Annotated in this window: 21 protein-coding genes and 1 pseudogene; 7 read left to right on the top strand and 15 right to left on the bottom strand. The window is 51.2% G+C overall.

The features are described from left to right. The first annotated feature begins 869 nt into the window (after positions 1–869). Complete coding sequence (locus ACRDCA_RS22070; protein WP_438691435.1) at positions 870–2,273, top strand: M24 family metallopeptidase; 1,404 nt, start codon at positions 870–872, stop codon at positions 2,271–2,273. A gap of 190 nt (positions 2,274–2,463) precedes the next feature. Beyond that, on the top strand, positions 2,464–2,868 hold the full coding sequence (locus ACRDCA_RS22075) for a dTDP-glucose pyrophosphorylase (protein ID WP_438691436.1): 405 nt from the start codon (positions 2,464–2,466) through the stop codon (positions 2,866–2,868). A 128-nt stretch (positions 2,869–2,996) separates the two neighbouring features. Here the strand turns inward: ACRDCA_RS22075 and ACRDCA_RS22080 are convergent, their stop codons facing one another. The 8 genes from ACRDCA_RS22080 to ACRDCA_RS22115 all read right to left on the bottom strand — a co-directional run bounded on the left by ACRDCA_RS22080 (position 2,997) and on the right by ACRDCA_RS22115 (position 10,147). Then, on the bottom strand, positions 2,997–3,842 hold the full coding sequence (locus ACRDCA_RS22080) for an MrpH family fimbial adhesin (protein WP_438691437.1): 846 nt from the start codon (positions 3,840–3,842) through the stop codon (positions 2,997–2,999). A 61-nt stretch (positions 3,843–3,903) separates the two neighbouring features. Further along, the gene (locus tag ACRDCA_RS22085; RefSeq protein WP_438691438.1) at positions 3,904–4,434 is read right to left on the bottom strand and encodes a fimbrial protein; all 531 of its coding nucleotides are present in this window, start codon (positions 4,432–4,434) and stop codon (positions 3,904–3,906) included. 15 nt (positions 4,435–4,449) lie between these two features. Continuing rightward, complete coding sequence (locus ACRDCA_RS22090) at positions 4,450–4,938, bottom strand: fimbrial protein (protein WP_438691439.1); 489 nt, start codon at positions 4,936–4,938, stop codon at positions 4,450–4,452. A 12-nt stretch (positions 4,939–4,950) separates the two neighbouring features. Continuing rightward, a complete protein-coding gene (locus ACRDCA_RS22095) occupies positions 4,951–5,487 on the bottom strand; it encodes a fimbrial protein (RefSeq protein WP_438691440.1) in 537 nt (178 codons plus the stop codon). A gap of 63 nt (positions 5,488–5,550) precedes the next feature. Then, positions 5,551–6,300: a fimbria/pilus periplasmic chaperone gene (locus tag ACRDCA_RS22100; protein WP_438691441.1), complete on the bottom strand. Its 750-nt coding sequence runs from the start codon at positions 6,298–6,300 to the stop codon at positions 5,551–5,553. Between the two features lie 8 nt (positions 6,301–6,308). Then, complete coding sequence (locus ACRDCA_RS22105) at positions 6,309–8,885, bottom strand: outer membrane usher protein (RefSeq protein WP_438691442.1); 2,577 nt, start codon at positions 8,883–8,885, stop codon at positions 6,309–6,311. A 122-nt stretch (positions 8,886–9,007) separates the two neighbouring features. Then, the gene (locus ACRDCA_RS22110) at positions 9,008–9,541 is read right to left on the bottom strand and encodes a fimbrial protein (RefSeq protein WP_438691443.1); all 534 of its coding nucleotides are present in this window, start codon (positions 9,539–9,541) and stop codon (positions 9,008–9,010) included. Positions 9,542–9,610: 69 nt separating this feature from the next. Then, entirely contained in the window at positions 9,611–10,147 is a 537-nt protein-coding gene (locus ACRDCA_RS22115; protein ID WP_024482986.1) for a fimbrial protein, read from the bottom strand. Between the two features lie 759 nt (positions 10,148–10,906). Between ACRDCA_RS22115 and ACRDCA_RS22120 the strand changes: the two genes are divergently transcribed. Both ACRDCA_RS22120 and ACRDCA_RS22125 read left to right on the top strand, forming a co-directional pair. Beyond that, positions 10,907–11,227 carry a FaeA/PapI family transcriptional regulator gene (locus ACRDCA_RS22120; protein WP_438691444.1) on the top strand — a complete coding sequence of 107 codons (321 nt, stop codon included), beginning with the start codon at positions 10,907–10,909 and terminating at the stop codon, positions 11,225–11,227. Between the two features lie 109 nt (positions 11,228–11,336). Then, on the top strand, positions 11,337–12,107 hold the full coding sequence (locus ACRDCA_RS22125) for a LuxR C-terminal-related transcriptional regulator (RefSeq protein WP_438691445.1): 771 nt from the start codon (positions 11,337–11,339) through the stop codon (positions 12,105–12,107). 32 nt (positions 12,108–12,139) lie between these two features. On the opposite strand, the gene ACRDCA_RS22130 is transcribed toward ACRDCA_RS22125, so the two are convergent. The 5 genes from ACRDCA_RS22130 to ACRDCA_RS22150 all read right to left on the bottom strand — a co-directional run bounded on the left by ACRDCA_RS22130 (position 12,140) and on the right by ACRDCA_RS22150 (position 16,459). Beyond that, positions 12,140–12,712 carry a type 1 glutamine amidotransferase family protein gene (locus ACRDCA_RS22130; protein ID WP_438691446.1) on the bottom strand — a complete coding sequence of 191 codons (573 nt, stop codon included), beginning with the start codon at positions 12,710–12,712 and terminating at the stop codon, positions 12,140–12,142. A gap of 174 nt (positions 12,713–12,886) precedes the next feature. Beyond that, on the bottom strand, positions 12,887–13,192 hold the full coding sequence (locus ACRDCA_RS22135) for a type II toxin-antitoxin system RelE/ParE family toxin (protein ID WP_438691447.1): 306 nt from the start codon (positions 13,190–13,192) through the stop codon (positions 12,887–12,889). Further along, on the bottom strand, positions 13,192–13,446 hold the full coding sequence (locus ACRDCA_RS22140) for a type II toxin-antitoxin system Phd/YefM family antitoxin (RefSeq protein ID WP_438691448.1): 255 nt from the start codon (positions 13,444–13,446) through the stop codon (positions 13,192–13,194). The genes ACRDCA_RS22135 and ACRDCA_RS22140 overlap by 1 nt, the downstream gene beginning before the upstream one ends. A gap of 131 nt (positions 13,447–13,577) precedes the next feature. Continuing rightward, the gene (locus ACRDCA_RS22145) at positions 13,578–14,312 is read right to left on the bottom strand and encodes a DUF3142 domain-containing protein (protein WP_438691449.1); all 735 of its coding nucleotides are present in this window, start codon (positions 14,310–14,312) and stop codon (positions 13,578–13,580) included. Next, on the bottom strand, positions 14,282–16,459 hold the full coding sequence (locus ACRDCA_RS22150; protein ID WP_438691450.1) for a hypothetical protein: 2,178 nt from the start codon (positions 16,457–16,459) through the stop codon (positions 14,282–14,284). The genes ACRDCA_RS22145 and ACRDCA_RS22150 overlap by 31 nt, the downstream gene beginning before the upstream one ends. A 166-nt stretch (positions 16,460–16,625) precedes the next feature. On the opposite strand from ACRDCA_RS22150, the pseudogene ACRDCA_RS22155 reads away from it, so the two are divergent. Beyond that, positions 16,626–16,892 (top strand): annotated as a pseudogene (locus ACRDCA_RS22155) (oligo-beta-mannoside permease IIC protein); the annotation flags it as partial. A gap of 39 nt (positions 16,893–16,931) precedes the next feature. On the opposite strand, the gene ACRDCA_RS22160 reads toward ACRDCA_RS22155, so the two are convergent. Continuing rightward, positions 16,932–17,543: a response regulator transcription factor gene (locus tag ACRDCA_RS22160; protein WP_438691451.1), complete on the bottom strand. Its 612-nt coding sequence runs from the start codon at positions 17,541–17,543 to the stop codon at positions 16,932–16,934. A 377-nt stretch (positions 17,544–17,920) separates the two neighbouring features. Between ACRDCA_RS22160 and ACRDCA_RS22165 the strand changes: the two genes are divergently transcribed. Then, positions 17,921–18,730, top strand: a complete 810-nt coding sequence (locus ACRDCA_RS22165) for a winged helix-turn-helix domain-containing protein (RefSeq protein ID WP_438691452.1) — start codon at positions 17,921–17,923, stop codon at positions 18,728–18,730. A 4-nt stretch (positions 18,731–18,734) separates the two neighbouring features. Next, on the top strand, positions 18,735–19,211 hold the full coding sequence (locus ACRDCA_RS22170) for a hypothetical protein (RefSeq protein WP_438691453.1): 477 nt from the start codon (positions 18,735–18,737) through the stop codon (positions 19,209–19,211). Between the two features lie 28 nt (positions 19,212–19,239). Here ACRDCA_RS22170 and ACRDCA_RS22175 read toward each other — a convergent pair whose 3' ends face one another. Beyond that, on the bottom strand, positions 19,240–20,136 hold the full coding sequence (locus tag ACRDCA_RS22175) for a LysR family transcriptional regulator (protein ID WP_438691454.1): 897 nt from the start codon (positions 20,134–20,136) through the stop codon (positions 19,240–19,242). Positions 20,137–20,311: the final 175 nt, after the last annotated feature.

Genomic DNA, 20,311 nt, shown 5'->3' on the forward strand with positions numbered 1-20,311 from the left:
TGTTGGAAATATCAACAATCCCATACCGTTAAGACGAATCAGCGTGGTGAACCTCGCAACCATAATACGCCAGCCTCAAGATGATTAATCTTGTCAAATCGACATAAGCAATTGAATACCGTGCGAAATGTTAAATTAAAGTTATTATTGATTACTTTTTCAAGGTTACTTAAATTAATTTTTCAGGTCAAGCATTCAATATGAGTGATTCTTATGTTTTTAACAGACAATTCCCTCAATCAACAATAAAACTAAAAATTACCTCCATGCATTATTAAGAATAATCCCGCCGTGATATTGTGTAACCCAATCATTTCATCGATTACCAAGATTCAGTTTTTACGTTAACTCCTCTGCATATAAAGCTTACTGATGATATTTTTCCTGGCTCTGTCGCATTAAGGGAAATAAGAAATATCCGCCCCACACCGTGGGCAGTGCAGGCCAACCCATCGGCCTTCTGCTGACCGCCGAGCGGGGCGAGTATGACTTGCTGATCGACTAAAAAATCGGCAGTACGACTTTTGCTATACTGCAGTTGTCACGCCATGAAACAGTGAAGCATCACCATCAACTTCGCTACTTCAGGGAATTATTGTTCAATGTGAAGAGTTCGTTGCGTCCGCAGCTCCGTTTCCAGACGGTAAACCAGGTCAAGCCAGAGTGTAGCGATATTATGAAACGTTATTGAGAGGTGATCATATATGAGGAGTTTTTAAAATAATAACCCACATTGAATTACATGCTATGAGTCCAAAAATACACTGCCTCTGCCCGTAAGTATTTCTGCCCGTCAACAGAGCCGTAAACATGCTATCTTCGATGTCACGTTCGGTTGCTCGAAATCACACTTGGCCAGAGAGGATCGCATGAAAAACTATGTAGTGGGATTGCAAAAAATCCAGGAGCCGCAACAGGACTGTTCTGGCGTTCCCATTGCGTTAACGGATGAAACCATCCAACAAAGAAAAAGCCACCTCCTCAGCATGATGAAACAGCGTGGACTTGATCAACTGGTGATTTATTGCGATGTAGAGCACGGCAGCAATTTTGAATATCTGGTTGGTTTTTTCACCCGCTTTGAAGAAGCCTTATTGATTATCAACGCCGATGGCGAAATGACACTGGTGCTGGGCAACGAAAACCTCAATAAAGTTACCAAGGCGCGAATTCAAGCCAAGGCCGTACACCTATCTCAATTTTCATTACCAAACCAACCTGGTAGGAACGACAAGTCGATTAAGGAACTGCTGATTGAAGCTGGTGTACGGGAAAATACCCGCACCGGCCTGGTTGGCTGGAAGATGTTTACCGACGGGTCTGAAATTAACAAAAAAATCTATGACCTGCCGTCATTTATCGTCGACACCATCCGTAGCATCGTCGGCGATGAGGCCTGCTTGTCCAATGAGACCGATTTGTTTATCGGCGAAAACGGCGTGAGAACGGTCAATAATGCCAACGAGGTGGCTCACTACGAATATGGTGCGGCATTAGCTTCAGATTGCATTCTGGATGCCATGAATAAGCTGGCCCCTGGCGTCACAGAGCAAGCGTTAGGGGATTGCCTGGTGCGCTATGGCCAGCATCCGAGTATCGTCACCATAGCTGCCAGCGGCCCACGCTTTATCAAGGGCAACCTGTTCCCAACCGCAAACACCGTGAAGTATGGTGACACGATCTCGTTAACCGTAGGCTATCGCGGCGGGGCCTCCAGCCGGGCGGGCTATGCGGTAAACGCGGATGGTGAGTTATCGGCAGAGGCGAAAAACTATCTGGATGCGGTCGCCAAGCCCTATTTCTCAGCCTATGCCCACTGGCTTGAAGTGATTAGCGTGGGCATGCGTGGCGGCGAGCTGTTTGATCATGTAGAAGCGATATTACCGCGATCGAAATACGGTTGGTCGCTGTGCCCTGGGCACTTGACCGCTGAAGAAGAGTGGATGTCTTCCCCCATATATGAAGGCTCTCAGCAAAAGCTGTTGAGCGGTATGATCCTGCAGATTGATATCATTCCCTCAGTGCCCAACTTTGGTGGTGTCTCTGCCGAAAGCACCGTGTTACTGGCGGATGAATCGCTGAAGGAGGAGATCCAACGGCAGTATCCACAGCTATGGCAACGGATGCAGCAGCGTAGAACCTATCTGATCGATACATTGGGGATAAAACTGTCGGCGGATATTTTGCCGATGTGCAGCACGGTGGGTTATTTGCGCCCCTATTTGCTGGATAAGGAAAGCGCTTTTGTCTGTCTGGGCAATGTTGATATTTGATGGCAAACATAACGGGCGCTGCCTATGAACTGCGCCTGTAAATTAGACCTGAGTCGTGCGCTGGATCCCGTTTTCCAAATTATCTGACACCGGGGCTTGCTTGCGAGGTAACAAAGGAGGTTTGGTAGAGGGGATGTTCAGTGAGGGCAGGATAACGCTCCAGCAGCAACTCCAGACCAAGGCAGATCCCATGACCGACTCATCCTCTTTGCCTAAAACGCTTGCGATGCCGGAGATCCCCGGCGTCACCGTCCCTCATGACGGCCTGCATTATCTCAAACCCGAATTATTACTGGATTTTATCAGCGTGACGCCGCTTCCTTTGGCATCCATAACGCCGGTGGCGGTGTTGTATGCCTCGATAGGCGTGTTGCAACGTATTGATCTGCGGAACATCCCGGTCGCCATTAAAGGGAGGGTCATTTACCCCATTTGCCCACACTCACTCCCTAACCTGCGAGCCAAACTTGTCATCAATGGGCCGTTAAAGAAGCTGAAATTCCAGGGAAGCCTCGTCCCGGTCACCGAAGCTCAGTCAGTAAAAAACATGACGCTCATTGGCCTGGCGCTGGAATTCACGGTGCGCAAAGCCTGATGAAGGGCTGATTGATTAATGGCCCCTCTCCCAAAAGGAGAGAGGACCGATCGAGTTTGCTATCAGTTGCAGAAACTTACCTCAACACGGCACTGGCTCAGCCTGTTATCGTGGCGAGCAGGAAAACGCTATGGCATGGTCAGGATCGCGGTAGCCGAACCGAAGAAATCACCTGCCTCCACGGCCCCCACTTTAGTCAGGGTAGAAGCAAACTCCAGCGGCATCTTGACGCCCGCCAAAGCATGAACTCTGACCCCGGTAGAGCCACTCACGCCAGCAATGGTCAAGCGGGTTTGCAGGCTGCCGTCGTTTCTGAGGTTGACCATACCGTTACCGGCAGACCCGGCAAGGTAGACCATTACATCCATTTCTTGCGTACAACGGACATAACCTGTTTGCCGTGCCTGATGTCCTTCAATATCCCTCAGTTGCACCTGGCCGTGGGTCAGCTCAAGGCTGGTGTCGGTAAACTCGCACTTGCCCACCGGCGGCGGTACGATCCCACATAGACTGCTGGCCATCATAGGGCTACCAAACGCACCTGACGTGCCTGTTGACGCCTTAAAGTATATCCCGACGCATTCCTGAGTCACCGCTGGCCCGTTGTGGCTCTGGGTGCCGCTGCGAGGCAACGCATATCTGCGCTGAAAAGCAGCCCCTATATCGCCAACCGTCCGATATCCCTGAACACCATCAAGATATTCGTTACCATCCGAGACCCAGTTGCCAGCCTCCCCGGCATCACTATGTCGGTGGCCGATAAAGACAGTGCATTGTGCCCATCCGTAACAGGGGTTCGGCGTAGCATCAACGGTGTCCCAATATTCAATGGTCCACCAATATTTGGCATTCGAGGGTGTGCCCTCGCTACGAGTAATATAAGAATAAATCGCGCTATTGGCGCTAGAAGCTGTCAGCAACATGACAGCTAACAGCATCACTCTAATGGCTTGCATAAATACCCCTGTGATCATCCCTTATCTATCGCGTAGTGATTAGTTACGCCGTCGATTTCAGGGTAAGCCGTGTTACAGGCTACTCATATTCCAATAAGAACGTCGCGCTGGCGGTAAATTCACCAGGGTTAATGGTTTTTTGGCTAATCGCATCGGGTTCCCCCTGCACATAGGTCCGCAGACTAATGGTGTTATTGCCCGTGATCAGTCCTTGGTTATAGCTGCCTGTATTGATCGCCACCTTATTTCCCTGTTGCGTTTCAATACCGATGCCAATACCGCTGGTCTGGCTAGACCCGGATATTGCCAACAGGCCATTCAGCCTGCTGTTTTCCGTGCCGGAAAAGGTCAACTTGACCATATTACCCAGGCTAAGATCACAATCATCAAGATGTAATACCAGCGGTACCCCTAGCGTGCGGGTGTTGAGGTAAAGATACTTCTCGACGATCGAACCAAAATCGATAGTGATATTTTCATCGGTGACTCGTAATGTGCAAGGGTCAGCAACCAGTGCGCCTCTAAAACGTACGTTATCGACCGCTTGCAACGAGCTGGATAAACCGACAAGACCTACCGCCAGGGCCAGTAACAGTGCCGAAATTCGCATGATATTACCTCCCCGTTATTGATAGTCAGCCTGAAGCGTGGCTGTGGCTTCAAACGCGCCTTCCGTTAACACGATGCCAGCCTGTTGCACCGGGACGGCTTTAAGCTGGGGTTTACTGGCTGGCGTGATGGTTATTTCACTGCCAAGCACAAAGGGCTGGCCGTCACGCAGGATTTTAATCCCCAGTCCGTTAATATTGGTTTGCACCGCCGCGTTATCAAAAAAGATGGGGTTTCCCGTCAGCTTCAGTTTCAACGCCCAGCTGTGGGTATTCGGCTCACAGACCAGATCGTAATTAATGTCCTGCATATAGTTGACGCCATCCACTTTTTTGACACCGACCTTAAGGCCAAAATCAACGATAATATTATTACCGCTGTTAATGGTACAAGGCGGCGGCTCAAGCAGCGTTCCCCGAAACTCCATATCGCCCCCAGCCGCAAATACCGCAGGTAAAAAGCCGCTTATACCCGCAGCCAGTAGGGATAACAGTAGAATTCGCATATCTTTGCTCCCTTACTGGTAATCAATTAATAACGTCGCGGAGGCGGTAAATTCGCCCCCCGTCAGAGTGGCCCCGCTACGCTTGACCGGCACCGCATACAACACCGGCTTATTGGGATAGCTGTAGTTAAACCAGGTATTGATATTCAGCTGCTGTGTCCCATAGTACAAAGCAATACCCAGATCGCTTTTACTGGTGCTTAATAATCCGGTTCCAAAGCCAGCCGTGCCGCCCTGAATGCTCATTTTAAGATCGTTGGATTTCTGAATGTCGCAATCCAGGCTATAGACAATGGTCTGCTTATAGTTGACGCCATCAATCCGGGTGGTCATCACTTCATCGCCAAAGTCCACCCGAATGGTTTGATTATTATTAATCGTACAGGGCGGTGGCAGTATAATGGTTCCCCTGACGTTCACTGGCATCGCACTGGCCGGAACACTCGTCAGCAAGACACTGAATAGCGCCCCGGCAAGACAGCAGCCCGAGGCCCTCACTTTCATTCCCCCCCGGCGATGCTTGCCAGGAACAGGGTAATATTGTTGCATACGTTCTCTCCTTGCTGACCTGATCCGCGCCCTCTCCCTGTTACCTGGCACGAGCGGTTTGAATTAACTCTTCTTCACCGGTTCCACCTGGCAATCCGCTCCGCCGCAACGGAACGTCAGCACTGGACGGCCGCCATAATCGTTGACGTAAGTCAGCACTGGCGATCCCCCTAATACCGATGCGCTCACGCCTAAAGGAGCGCTGCTTTTCGGTTCCAGCATCAGGGGTTCGAAACCCGTGGCGCTCACGCCCTTTCTGCTGCCCGCATCCACCAGCGTCACGTAGTACGGCGTCGGATTGTTCACTACATATTTGTCACCCTGTTTGGTCAACGTCAGTTGGTCCTGCCACGGCGTCGCCATTTCGGTGGTGGTCTTTACCAACGCCTTTGGCCGATAGAACAGTTTGATGCGCGTCTGCAATGCCAGTTGCAAGGTGTTAGCCTTGTCACTTTTCGGCGGGATCTCACGCAGGTTGAAGTAGAACAAGGTTTCCCGATCCTGAGGCAACTGGCTCAATACCGGTAACGCCTGCACCTTCACCTGGCTCTTGGCACCCGGTTCGATACGCTGTACCGGTGGCAGCACCGTTAACGGACTGGTCACCTTGTTGCCCTTGGTATCTTCAATCCAGCCCTGTGCCAGGTATGGCAATTGCGGGTTGTCATTGTTGACACTCAGGCTGACCGACTTATCGCCACCGGGAAAGATAATCCGGGTGCGATCCAGTGCGATGGCGGCCTGAGCCTGCGTCGTCAGCGCGCACAGTAGGGTTGCGGCGGCCAACGCCATCCCCGTATTGGTTCTCTTCATATCATCTCTCATCGTGTTATCTCAGCCTTGGTCTGTACTGCAGCCAGGTCAGTGGTATCTGTTTTCGGGGTTATCGCCCGGCAAGGTAACAACAGTTCGCTCATACCGTTTGCTGGCAACACCGCCGGTAATGTCAGTTCACACTGCGCCCGTTCGTCCCAGTGAACCGTCATCGTTTCACCGCGCTCAATACCGCTCAGGTATACGCTGCCAGCGTCGCTGACGATCCCCACATCGCGTTTTTTCAGGTTCTGCACCGTCGCCCCAAACGGCGGCATCGTGCCGTCCGCCAGACGGATCACCGCCATGGCCTTCTCACCCGCAATCACGTCAAACCGGCGATAACCTATCGCGCCTTCCGTCAGCGTGGCCTGCACCACCGACTTCATCGCTTCGGCGTTATCCGGCAGCTTGTCCAGATCGATATTCACCCGGTTACGGTAATAACTGTTCATGTCGGCTACCACGGCTTTGCCGTAGCGGTTGGTACGCACTGGCGCGCCGTAGTTGCGAATTGGAATATCGGCTACACCATCTGTGTCCACCAGCAAACGGGTTCCGCCCGGGATAGCGACCCGGTGCAGCGCAGCCCCTTCCGCCGTCGCCGTTACCCCGCCCTGCAATGCCAAGCCCACCGTGCTGTAACTGCCGGATTGAGCACTGGCAGTGGCATTAATCTGTGCCCAATCCGCCTCATGGCTATAGAAGCCACTGGCCAATGGCCCTTTGCGGGTCCAGCCGCTGCTCACCTGGTAGCTGCCGCGATCGCCAACCCGATCGGAGTAACTGACCCGATGGGTGTTGTCATTGCGATCCAACGTGCCGCTGTAGCTCACCGAGCCGCTGTTGCCCCACGGTAGCGACAGTGACAAGAACACTCCGTCGTCATTCTGCCCGTTGTACTGATTGCGGTAGCCGGTCATCGACAGGCTGAGGTTCTTGAAGCGCCCAATATCCATGTAGCGCATCAGTGAAAGGCTGTAGCGATCGTTGGCGTCCCGATCCCAATAGGTCTGGTGGTCATAGTTCAGGTTGGCCGTCAGCCCCATCTCGCGGAATTGCTGGCTGTAGGACACGGTGTACATCTCTTTGCCGCTCTGACTACGGGTACCGAGGTTACGCACTTCCAGGAAATCCCCCATGGTCATAAAGTTGCGTTCTGAGAAGCGATAGCCCGCAAAGGTCACCTGGCCACCAATCTGGTCAAAGTTTTTCGAATAGCGCAGACGATAGGAGCCCCCGCTCAACGTGTCCCCCTGCGGCAAACTTGCCCGCGACTGGGTCACGTCAAACGACAGTGCACCAAACGCCATCAGGTCGCGGCCAATCCCCACAGCCAAGGCGTTGTACTCGTCACCAGCTACCACGCCACCACCGAACAACGACCAGCCATTGCTGACGCCCCACGAAAATTCACCACTGCCAAATAGCGGCCCCTGCGTACGGTGACGCCAGTCCGTTGGCCGCCCGCTCGCCAGCTTGTAGCGCACCATCCCCGGCCTGGTCAGATAAGGAATACTCGCCGTGCTGATATTGAACGATTGCACGCTGCCGTCCTGTTCTTCGATCCGCACGTCCATCAGCCCCGAGACTGCGTTACTCAGATCCTGAATACGGAACGGGCCGGCTGGCACCAGGGATTCATACAACACCCGGCCCTGCTGGCTGACGACCACACGGGCGTTAGTACGTGCCACACCACTGACCTCTGGCGCATAGCCACGCAGGTTCGGCGGCAGCATCGCGTCGTCGCTCACCAGGCTTAGCCCGGTGTAACGGAAGCTGTCGAAAATATCGGAGTTCAGGAAGTCTTCACCTACCGTCAATTTGGCCCGGAGCTGTGCGATCGCCCGGTAAGCGGTATATTGGGTCCACTCAAAGTTCTGCTGGCTGGACTGCCCAGAGCCGGTCTGATGGTCAATCTGTGTCTGCCAACTGGCACGCAGCCGCCAGCTTCCCGCATTGGCACCTACTACGCCGTTGCCGCTCAGGTTATAGCCTTTCTCGACACCGTCATTTTGATCCTGGCGCTGGCTCTGAGCGTTGAGGTTGTAATCCAGCAGCAGCCCGGGAATACCATTATCCCAACGCGCCGGAGGATCCCAATCGGGAGAACTGTATTCCAGGTAAGCCTGTGGAACGCTGAGATAGAGGGTGTTGCTGCCCAGTTCTGGGCGGGCCGTCATCCCTGCGAGGCTATCGATCACCAGGCATTGCCCGTTATGCCACCAGGCCAGATCGCGGGTAAACTCCTCCTTTAGCCCCATTTGTTCCACCAGGGCGGCAGACAGGCAGGCTTCGGTTACGCTCGGATCTTTTTCCGTTGGATAAAATGGGATCGTCTGTTCCGGCAACTCCTGCTGGTTGACGTTGATCAACAGGCTGTATTCTCCCGGCATCACGTAACCACTGCGGGAAAAACGCCCTAAATCGATATTGCCGCGCTCTTGAATATCCAGCACGTCGGTATTGAATTCGATGGGTTTGGCGGCAAAAACCTGGCCATTCATCAGTGCCAGCGCAATCAACAGCGGCAACAAGCGGGTGCGCGGAACCTGTACTCCTACCAGTGGGGTGCTCATCATCCATTGACCTTTATGCGTTAAAACTTTCCCGGGCGTTATGGTTGTTATTTAAGGGAATACCCTGCCGGGGAAGTCAATCTGTCTTGGCGTGCCGACCATCCGTTATCGTGTCAGCCTGCTGCTCAGTGATATTCCAGCTGATAGCGCACCTGGGCGCTATAAGTGCCCACCTGTAACGGCTGATTGTTGGCGACCATACGTGCGGTGTAATGCAGCCGCATTTCTTTGCCTTGCAACACCGGCGTCTGCGGCGGCAACTCCTTACCTGGAGAGGCCTCATTCCCCAGCGCATCGTTCAACACCAGTGCAACACCGCGTGCCTCTCCCTCTACGCCGAAGTGCCCGTCCTCATTGCGGCCGTCAAACGTGACGCGAAAGTGCTGCTTGCCCAGAATGTTATCGTTGCTGTGCTTGAGCGTGCAGTTCACCAGCCGGATACTGAATGGCCGTGCCAATGCCTGACTGTCATTGACAATCCGATCGAAGGGCAGCGTGCCCATATCAACGGTCTGGTCGCGGCTGGTAGTATCAATATCGCAAGCGGTGGCGACTATCGCCCCATTCATACTGAGTTGGCTTCCCCCCCAAACCGGCAGCGCAGTGATGGCACCCACCAGTAAAAACAACGAGGTTGCCGTATAAATATTCACCGACATCCCTGGCTCCCATAATCAACAAGGACAGCAAAAACTGCATGCGGGATCCGCATGCAGTCAAACCGACTATTAGTTGTATGCCAGGGTAAAGTTAGTGGTCGAGGTGAAGTCACCTTCCTCGATATCCGCCAATGTAGTACCTGCATGGCCCTGCAGATAGGCGGAGAAGCTCAGAGTGTTGTTACCCGCGATCAGGTTCTGGACGGTAGTCGCAGTACCCAGGGTGATCGGTTGGTTAGAACCATCAAACATCGCGATGCTGGCACCTTTTGCCACACCAGTGATAGCCAACAGGGTGTTAGTGGTACCCGTTGCGCCGCCATTAGGACCTGCGAAGGTGACCTGTACTTTGTTCTTGCTGGAGATATCGCAACCTTGCAGTTTGATATCAAAGTTCAGCACGCTGGATTTGCCACCATTAACCAGAGCCACATTCGCTACCTGGCCAAAACTCTTGGTCTGGTCAAGGCTTTCTGGAGCGATAGAGCAAGGCGCATCAATGATTTTACCTTCGAAATTTACCTTGCCAGAACCTGCATCAGCGTTAGCCAGAGATACCATACCCAGAGACAGAACCGTAGCCAGCGCAATGTTAGTCAGTTTCATGTTTTCTTTATCCTTAAAACGTTAATTTAACGAGAAATCCAGATATATCTATCCGCCCAATAAAGCCGGTGCCCATCAGCACAACGCTGTTTTATTTTGACGGTTATTGATATAGCAGGCAGCATCCTTTCATTTGGTTTAAAAGAAGGCATCCTTTTCCTTCCCCTTATTTGCGAAGGGGTAGCTCGCCAGAAAAGACAACACTTTCCCGGCGCTTCATCCGATGAATAAAGCGAATTATTAAAATACAACTTTATACGACAGCCTTGAATAGATAGAATCGCAATCACAAACCAGCCACGCATCAATTAAAATATTGATCAAGAGCCTTTATGATAGGGAAATTCTTAGGCCACTCCATCGGACAACCTCATCTCCTGTCGCCAAAAAATTATTGCAAATACCTTTAAAATTTGAAAGCGTTGTTTCTCGAATGGCGCAATTTCGCCATAAAAAACTTAAATATATACAAGAATATTCTTATTGCGACGACTTTGGTCGCAAAAACGATTTACCCAGTATTTTATGCTACAAAATGCCATATTTGCGAACTCATTGATCGTAAATTTGATTTTCACGAAACAATAGTCCGTGATAGCTTAGAATGGTAAACTGACGCCTCAGCAGGAAGAACTGGGGGTTGTGATTCTGACAGTATTCCCCTGTGATCGCCTAGAAAAAGTAGTAAGAAAAACCAGCAGCGTAAGATTATTCCATTTCGAATCGCCCCATCAAGACACATTAAAAGGAGGTAGTGACATGTCTTATCGCACCAATAAAGAAAGGGAAAATCAACTTAATAATGTTTTTAGTGCTCTACAAGCCCTTTGCAAGCGAGACATTCATCACACAGGCGTTCCGCCACAAACTCAATGGCCAAAAACACGGGAAATAGCAGAATATTCAGAAACAACAATATACCTTGCTCGTTACTATCTGCTGCGATTAGTTGAAAACAAAAAAGCTTATGTTACCTCCGGCGCTCTGAATAACAGTTTACGCTGGTATATTGCTGAACCCTCTCTATCACCTAAACATCCAGCCAAAAGGGAAAAAGAATCCGTTGCAGCAGAAGGTTAAACAGGCCCTCTAGTGACCACCGTTTGACATTTTTCCACTGACATTTATCTCTGTGTCTGTCACTGCGACTTACGTAGGGCGGACACGTTGGTTGAAAGGAACTCAGGCCATGAAACAAGCTCTTTCCATTATGATCATCGACGCTGACCGATATTTTACCTATGGTCTGGGCCTGGGGCTGCAAGCCTTTTTTCAAGCCCGCCAGCAGGAAATCCGTCTGCTTGAGGAAACCCAGAGTGACAGCGATATCGATATCCTGTTTTTAGGCGATCTGGTTACCAGCTACCCATGGCATTATCGCTTACATCAGCGGAAAAACTACCCGCTGGTGTTCTTTATCACCGAGCAGGGACGCAACAAGAACCAACTCAAGCCAAGGGTGAATTGCGAAAGATGCAATACCAGGGCGCTGTACCGTCATCAGTCTCTTGCCACATTATACCAACGGTTGGATAGCGTGCTGTTTTCGTCCGGCGAGTCACCAGCAGCGCCCAACCACGGCTGCTCATGTATGTATCCGTTGACCTCACGGGAAGAAGAAGTGTTGCGGTGTATACATAGGGGTATGAACGGGCAGGATACCGGCAACTATCTGCACATCAGCAATAAAACCGCCAATGCACACAAGCAGAACGCCATGCGCAAGCTGAATTTCAGATGCAATCAGGAGCTGTATCAATGGCTGCTGCAGGGAGGAGGACACTATCTGAACGAACGCTCTTCGGCCAATCAGCCGGATTTGCCGCAGCAACCCAAGGTGCCCGCAGAGTCCAGCCTCATCTCTGCGGTACAACTAGTAGGACGGCCCCGCTCTTATGCAGCCTTGTCGGCACATAAACAACCCGACCTCCTCGGCCAGCGAGAGTCAATCTCCACGTGAGGTGGCGCCTGGACACTCTTTATCACAGCGGTTTAACCTGGCTTGCGGTGCTCTGCGGCATGCATCGCAAGGTAGGCAGCAAGATTTTCATCCCCTATTGCCAAAGTACGCAATATTGCGGCCATAAAGCTGACCGGTGCGGTACCGGGTGCCGTAATAACCCGCCGATCGGCGACGGCATAAGGCACATCCTGGTAATACGCCGCCCCGCCATAGTTCAAGCTCGACAGGTTCTGTGCCGAATTGGAGGTATGGCGAACCGCATCAAGCACCCCGGCCTGCGCCAATACTCGAGTGCCATCACATATCCCTGCAACGACGGCCTGATTTTGATAGGCCGCAGCCACCAAAGCGGTGACATCCGGCGCTTGGTCGGTTTGCCAGATAGTGCCCCCGCAGACAATCAGCAGGTCGATATCATTGGGTTGGATGGCTTCTATTGCCAGATGAGGAGAAACCCGCATACCGCCGGAAGAGGTAACAACGGTGCCGCCAGGGGTAGCAAAACGGCAATCAAAGCCGTAATAGCCGCGCCCCGCCGAGTTGATTAAAGCGGTTTCCCAATCGGAAAAATTTTCGGTAAGCAGAGTCATCGCACGTATCATCGCGGTTTCCTTGTCAGTGTTTTTCAGGATTGTCCTACCCGTAAAAACCAACAATAACCTGCGCTAATGACAGTTTCTGGCAGTAAGCTGCTGGATAATGGGTGCTGATTACATCGTGTTTTTAGACAAGAGTATGAGCAATAGAATGATACCGGGTAATGTTACACCCTATGCTCATATACGGCGATTTAATAACAGCTTAGGTAGGCGACTCTGGTGGACAACGCCGATGATAGCAATCCCATCAGCGGCGCTTTGATAATAGATCGTATGGCTCATATACGGAAAACTCCATATATCCAGCTCTAAGCTTTCCACTTCATTCGTGCCCATACCCGGCATATTAGCCAGATGTTGCATAGTGACACGCATGCCAGCCAAGTATTCCCGTGTTGTCAACGTACCAAACTGCCTCAGAGAAAATGCCTTTAATTCGCGCAAATCCTCTCGCGCATCGTCAGTCAGTTTGTAGTTAGCCATTAGAGATCCTTCATCAGTTCATCAAAAACTTGATCACCCTCATGCAACTGGCCAGCCTGAGCCTGAGCAATGGAATGTGCAAGCTTGGCGCGCAGGCTTTGCATCTTAAGCTCTTCAAATGCGTTGTAGTCCTCAACAGACATGACCACCACGGAAGGTTTACCGTTTTTGGTAATGCTGATCGGCTCACGTTGAGCTTTAGTAATCATTTCGCCAAACTGGGTTTTGGCCTGGTTGGCCGTAAAACTAATCATGGCAATCTCCTCAGTCGCTCAAATAGGTATTAATCGAACGATTCATACCTATTTTAGACCAGTTAACATCCTCATGCTAGTCTAAGCAAATAATTGTATTATCCATTTGATATTTTTATGTAAAATAAATTTTACTGGTTGGTATTCAACAGGAAAACCACCTCGCCGCGATAATAAGGCGATGCGGCCAACCGCTGTTGCCACTTGGGGTTCCAGTCCCCCTGCTGCACCAGACCGATTTTGAAGGGGATTTGTAGCTTAAGCAGTGCTGGGAGATAGCGTTCATACTCCGTGACAGTACGCCGCCCTTGATAGGTTTGGATCACCAGCTCATCGATCGGCAACGCATTCAACTGGCCGACGTTGCCAGTCTTGGCCCAATCGAGCAGGCCGGTGACTCCCAGTGCATATTCTTTCGGTAACTGGCCGCGCAGTTGGTCGAGAAACGCCGCGTACTTGTCCAGTTGGTAGGTTGCCGCATCAAAGTCGATCTGTAGCCCCACTACCCGATTGCCTGCCGCAGCCCAACGCGCAGGCAAACGCACCGCCGAGGCCAACACCTCGTCGGACATATCCAGGGTAGCGACACGTACGGTGATCCAGACGGCAGGAGCCTGGAGCTTGCTCAGCGGCAGCCCTAACTTCAGGAAACGAGCGCCCTGGCGGCCAGTGACAATCTCACCCTGATGAAGATAGAGCAGCTCGGCCTGCTGCAACGCAGGCTGTGCCAATACGCCGGACCACAGCCAGAATGCGCGGTAATCATGTGCGTTCACCGACGACGCCGCTGCGGTGGTTGCAGCAAACGGCAACCACAGCAGCAGCCATAACCGCATCACCAATAGTATTTGAGCCTTTGTTCCCATTGGTTACCTTTATACTGGCTCTTCAACAGGCTGAACCAACGCTGGCGGGTTTTCTGTGAAATCTCCTGCCGATCGCAGCTGTTGTAGCCTGAAGGAGAGAAACACATCACCGCCCGGTAGAGCGCATAGGTTTTATCTTCCGGCTCGGCCTTGGGATCGGCGATCACTTGCTGATAATATTTTAATCGGCCATGGGCTTTATCTTTATCCAGCTCGGCCCGTGCCAGCACATCCAACTGTTCATTGGCCCCCATTTCCGCTTCGGTATTAATATCGGCAAAGGTGGTACGCAAGAACTCTGCCACGCAGTTCATGGCGTGCGGATCGGTCTTGTTCTTCGCCAATACGGCAACGTTAGAGTCCAGGGATGCACAGAAATACCCAGGTTCGGTCTGACTGCCGTTCCAATCGAACACACTCAGCGCTACGTCGCCAAATACCTGCGGGTCTGGCGTTTGCTTGATATTTTTTTTCAGCTGACTGTCGTCAATAAACCCTTGATAGTCGCCCACCATCAAATCCTTGAACAACAGCGTATGCAGAGCGATGGTCTTTTCTTCATCGTTGGGCGCACTAGCGGCTTGCTGTTGCAATAACGCTTTGTTCGCCAGGGTCTTGAGCACCACGGAGCGGTAACGCAGGTTGTTGATTGGGCTGTCTGACGTAAAAATAGCGGCAGCTTTATTTTCATGCACCAGGGCGGTGGCCAACATCAGCTGCATATACTGTTGCTGATAAGGGGAAAGCTTCAGGCTGAGCAGATGACGCCAATGGGCTTCAGCACCCGACCAATTCTCCTGCATCACCAGGGCATCGCCATAAAGGATCTGCTGGCTGAACGCGATGAGATCGTTTGCTGCCAGTTGCGCCGCTGGCTGGATCGCCGTGATTACCGCCGCATAATCCTTTTGCTGATAGAACAGCCAGGCGTTATGCATATATTCCCAGAGCGGCAGCTGATTGGCGGCCACAAACATCGGCTTGTAGCCTTGCAGCAGTTCATCGGTCACTTTCGGCATCGCCGGGTTGTCGAGATTATATTGGCGCAGCCACTTCATGGTCTGGATAAAGGTTAACAACGGGGCATCGGCGCTGCTGATAAAGGGTTGCTCTGCGCTGTCATAGGGAATATAGCGGCTCAGCAGGATTTGATCCCCTTCATCAACCATCGCACCAAGCGTATTGATCTCGGTGACAGCGGTTATCTCACTTTCATAGAGCTGCGCCAGGCGCGGCCAGTCAGACAGATACCAATTCACCCGGCGCTGTAATCCCTGTACGGAATCCACATATTCGCCTTGAGGATAAGCGGCCAGATAGGCCTGTGCGCGTTGCAATGCCTGAGCGCCCGCTTCTTTATTGGCCCGCTGCGGATCGAACATGCCGTACTGATCGTCGGCATTTTCGGTGATCTGGTTCAAGGCGACTCGGAACAACATGTAAGTGGCGGTTTCTGCCACCCACTGTTGATCCGACTCTTTCAGCCGCTGGAATCCGGTATCCGCGTCGGTAAATTGCCCGTGGTAAAACTGTTCCGCGCTGCTCAGGTAGTCTCTGAACGCCGCTGCATGAGAACCTGCGGCATAGTTCTCCATCAGCGGTAAAAATTGCTCCGGCTGTGCCTCACCCCGGTAAATTTTGGCTCGGCGTAGCGCCAGCAAATCGCGTTCGGCCTGATCCAACTGCCGATCGTCCAGTAACGCCTGGAAAAATTGGCTGAGTGACAGCGGATTATTGGAGATCCAGCGGCCTTCGTTCTCGGCTGAAAAACCGCTTAGTCCCGACGGTTTAATGCCCAGGCTTAATGCCTGCGCATCGAGCGGATTATCCTGTGTAACGGTGGTTTGGCCTGGTGAGGTGGCCTGATCGGCTGCAGGCGTGGCTTCACCAGAGAACACACCAAAAGTGTATCCTCTGCTGCGGCCAATCTCTTGCGGTACTGACGACAGCACCATGGGCAAATTACGCATTCCCGCCGCCAACATCAGCAGATTGATACGAGTATCATTTTCGGCAGCCAGATAAGGCACGCCACTCATTGCGCAGTAGTCGCTCCAGCGGCAGCTGATTTCATCAAAAGAGGCCATGACGGTGGGGCTGGTGCCAGCGGTGGCGGCAACCAGCACAGCCAAGAGGAGTTTTTTCAAAGAATGTCCCTACCTGTATCCGGTACTCACTCCGATCCTGAGTGAATTTTGCCTGAGATAGTGTCGCAAGCATGCGGAAAAAACAAGCGGGTGAAAAACCGAAATTAGCTGCGCGGCTCCTTAAGGCAGCGAAGGTTACATACTGTCAGCCACGGCTTCGCATAACAGCGCTATGGCAACCGGGTTGGTGGCGCCACCTGCCGGGATCGCCCTGCCGTTTACTACGCTGATCGTGATTAGCGGCTATCTGACCACCGGCGGCCATATCTCCGGTGCGATCCTGCAGATCGTCAACCTGGCGATTTCGCTGGTGATGTACTATCCGTTCTTCCGCGTATGGGACAACCTGAAGTTCCGTGAGGAACAGGCCAGCCGCGCTGCCAGTACGCAACAAGAAGCACTGGTTTCCAGCCGTTTAGCCGCAGGGGATTAATTTTAACTCCCGGGGTCTGCTATGCAGGCTCCGGTATTTTTATCGCGTACTCTTTTCCAGCTCCAGCCTCCCTTGCCGCAACCAGTAATATAATTCACTATTTCGTTTGAAGCCCAACTTACGCATCGCCGTGAGTTTATGGGTGCTGACGGTCTTAACGCTAAGCGACAGTTTATTGGCGATTTGGCTGGGCGTAAGTTCCTTGCTAATCCCCTGCAAAATATCCCGCTCACGCGCTGTCAGTTGCAGTCTAAAACGCGCTCTTTCCTTTATCGCCTGCAAATGCAGCAAGCACGCCCGGTCAAACATCTGCTCTAGCAAATGCACCACCGCCTCGACCCTTTCCCTGCGGCCTAATACACTGGAACCATTATGCTCAGGCTTGTCGGGCTTTATCCCCTTAATGACGCTTTCCCGTACCACAATCGTGCCAAATAGCCCGCCCATTTTTTGATCCCATAGGCGGTTGGCCAGCATAGGCCCATGGTGGGATTCGGCCCAAACCATCAGATCAATCGTCGCCTCTGAGGCAAGCGACACAAAACCTAACGTACAGCCTTTTGCCTGGAAATAGGCCTGCAAGATATGTTGGATGCCGAAGGCAAAAAAACGATTGGTATCCTGAATGGCAATAACAATATGTGGTTTCATTTTATTCCCTTAAAGCAAGCCAAGTTCATTGAACTCATTTATCTACCACCAAGAATCCCATTTCTGACGGCGAAACCATGCTATAGACCAAAAGAAAATAAAGCAAAATAACCCAAATAATGGCAATTAATTAGCATTTAATTTTAAAAATTACAAAATAACACCTCATTAACTCTTAATTGCATAAGATAACACCAGTTGATAAGCAGGTAATTCTGGCTAATTTTCAGTAGATTAATTTGGCTTAAAAAATTATTCAGACAAAGGTTGACTCTGGGTGCAGATCCCAACTAAATTCCCCTTAAATTGATTTAACAAGACTATTCTTATTGTTGAGCACAACACATAGCCAGTACCAAGGACGTTAGACTATTACCATGAAATATATAATAAATCTTACAGTGACGTTTGATCCGGACAATAGATTATTAATCTTAAAAAGCGATACGCAGCAGTCTGTTGAATTATCCAAACCGGCTACCCGACTGTTAAATGAGCTGATAAATAACAATAGGGTCAATCTGGTTCGCGATGACATCCTGAAAAACGTGTGGGAGGACTATGGCTTTTCACCGTCCAATGCCAGCCTGAACAACCATATTAGTGAGCTAAGAAAGGCCTTCAGCAACCTTGGCATTAATAAGGATATTATTTTCACCGTACCCCGAGTGGGGTTTAGAATGGACGCGGAGATCCACCCGATCCAAAAAGGTATCACCGAGCAAACGCCAAATGATAATGTACCCGCCCTTAATGAAGGGTTAACTGTTTCACCAGAAGGTACGTCACCTGACATCGACGAGCACAAGGATGGCAGTTCAATCTATCGGTCGCTAAAAAAACACCGCATGCTCTCTTTCGTGCTGGCCCTGTTACTGTTATTGACCACGCTGATCGGCATGACGACACTGATACACACCAAAAAGGAGAGCATCAGCTTCCTGCTGACCCATGAAAAGTGCAGTATCTATAACTTAAATGACAATAAGCCAAATAAAGCTTATACGGCTAAAATCATTAAAGAGATGGCAGAGGAAGGCATAGACTGCTCGCGGGAAGATCTGGATATATTTTATGCCGAGGCGCACCCTGATAACGAACGCCTCAGAGTCCGGCTGCTCGCAGCCTGTAGTAAAATTGACACTACCAGGTATAAAAATTGTTTAAATTACAAAACAGTAGAGTAATAACATGAAAAAGATCATCCTCGCCCTGCTGTTAATTATCAGCCTATGCGCCATTCTTTTTTATGTGTATCAGTATGCCTCCCGTAAGCCGTTCCATTGTGATGCTCAGATGTTCGCGCACCTGAAAGTCAGCGACAATAACTCAGTTGAGGTCAATACCCATGTCGACGTCATATTAATTTCGCCGCATGATGGGATCATGAAGTTTTCAGGTTCGGTCAAAAATAACGGGGCTAGCTATGTCCTGAGAAGAACCGTCTACTTTACCATCACTCCATCCGAGTTGGAAAACGTGAACAAAGTCGTCTTTACCCGTACAGAAAGCCACCCCGTGGATAACACGCCAACAGACCTTTGGCAGAACAGAGTGTTACCGCAAACCCCGGGCATCGGGTTCTATTCAAAGATCAGAGCATTAGATAAAGATGCCATTATTATCAAAGGCTTCTCCAATCCATTGCTGGTCTGCATCCGCCGCTAACGACACTCATGGCACCATGGATGGGCCACTATCGGCAATACTGCCGGAACAGGCGGGCCAGATAAGTCCCCATCGGCGTCAGCGTCGTGTCCTTACGCTGGATCAGATAGAAAGTGGCCCGCGGTAAGGCTTCTTCCAGTTCCAGCGCCACCAGATGGCGGCCCAGGATAGGATCGGAGATCACATCAACCGACAGAATGCTGACAAAATCACTCTGCGCCACCAGGCTGGTACAGGCCATAAAGGTTTCGCAGGTCACGCTGATCGACGGAGCCATCCCCATATCGCCAAACAGCTCATGTAACAGGCGGTAGTAGCTCCCATTAGGGGTTGGCATGGTCCAGTCGCAATGTTGCAACTCCTTGAGCGTGCGGGCACTCTCACAAGGGTGCCCCTTCCGTACCACCACCTTGTATTCCCTTTCCATCAACCGCTCAAAACTCAGCTCATTGTCCATGCTGCTGGGATAGTAGGTATTAATGGTAAAATCCAGCTCCCCCTGGCGTAACTCCGGGATCATCGAGACCAGTTGTCCTTCCACGATCCGCACCTTCACGTTGGGATATTCGCGATGAAACTGGGTGATGACCTGCGGCATTACCGTGCGGGCAACGCTGCCCCCGACGCCGATATTGACCGAGCCTCCCGCTAGCCCCAACCGCTGTTGAATATCCTCCTGTGCCACCCGCAGCTCTTCCAGGATCAGGCTGGCATGCTGGAAAAAGTTATCACCGCAGTCGGTTAATACCACTCCTTTACTGCGACGGACAAACAGCTTGGCACCCAGCACCTCCTCCAGCTCCTGAATCGATTTGGTCAAGGCTGGCTGGGAAAGGTTACAGCTGCGGCTGGCGGCACGGATGCTTCCCTGACGGCTGACTGCTACAAAGGCGCGTAATTGATGCAATTTTATCGAGGCAGGCATAGGCGATTGATGATAACCATTGTTTATCAGTAGCAAGATATTGGCATCTTATTTAACCCAATACCATTGTGTACATTCGAAAAAAACATAATAAATAACCAAATCGTCATTTCGCTTATTTAGCCGCAATATCGCCGCTGATAAGCCCCTTTCACGGCTTTTTTATTAACTAAAT

It is taken from the genome of Serratia sp. (in: enterobacteria) (assembly GCF_051654945.1).
Taxonomy (GTDB): Bacteria; Pseudomonadota; Gammaproteobacteria; order Enterobacterales; family Enterobacteriaceae; genus Chania.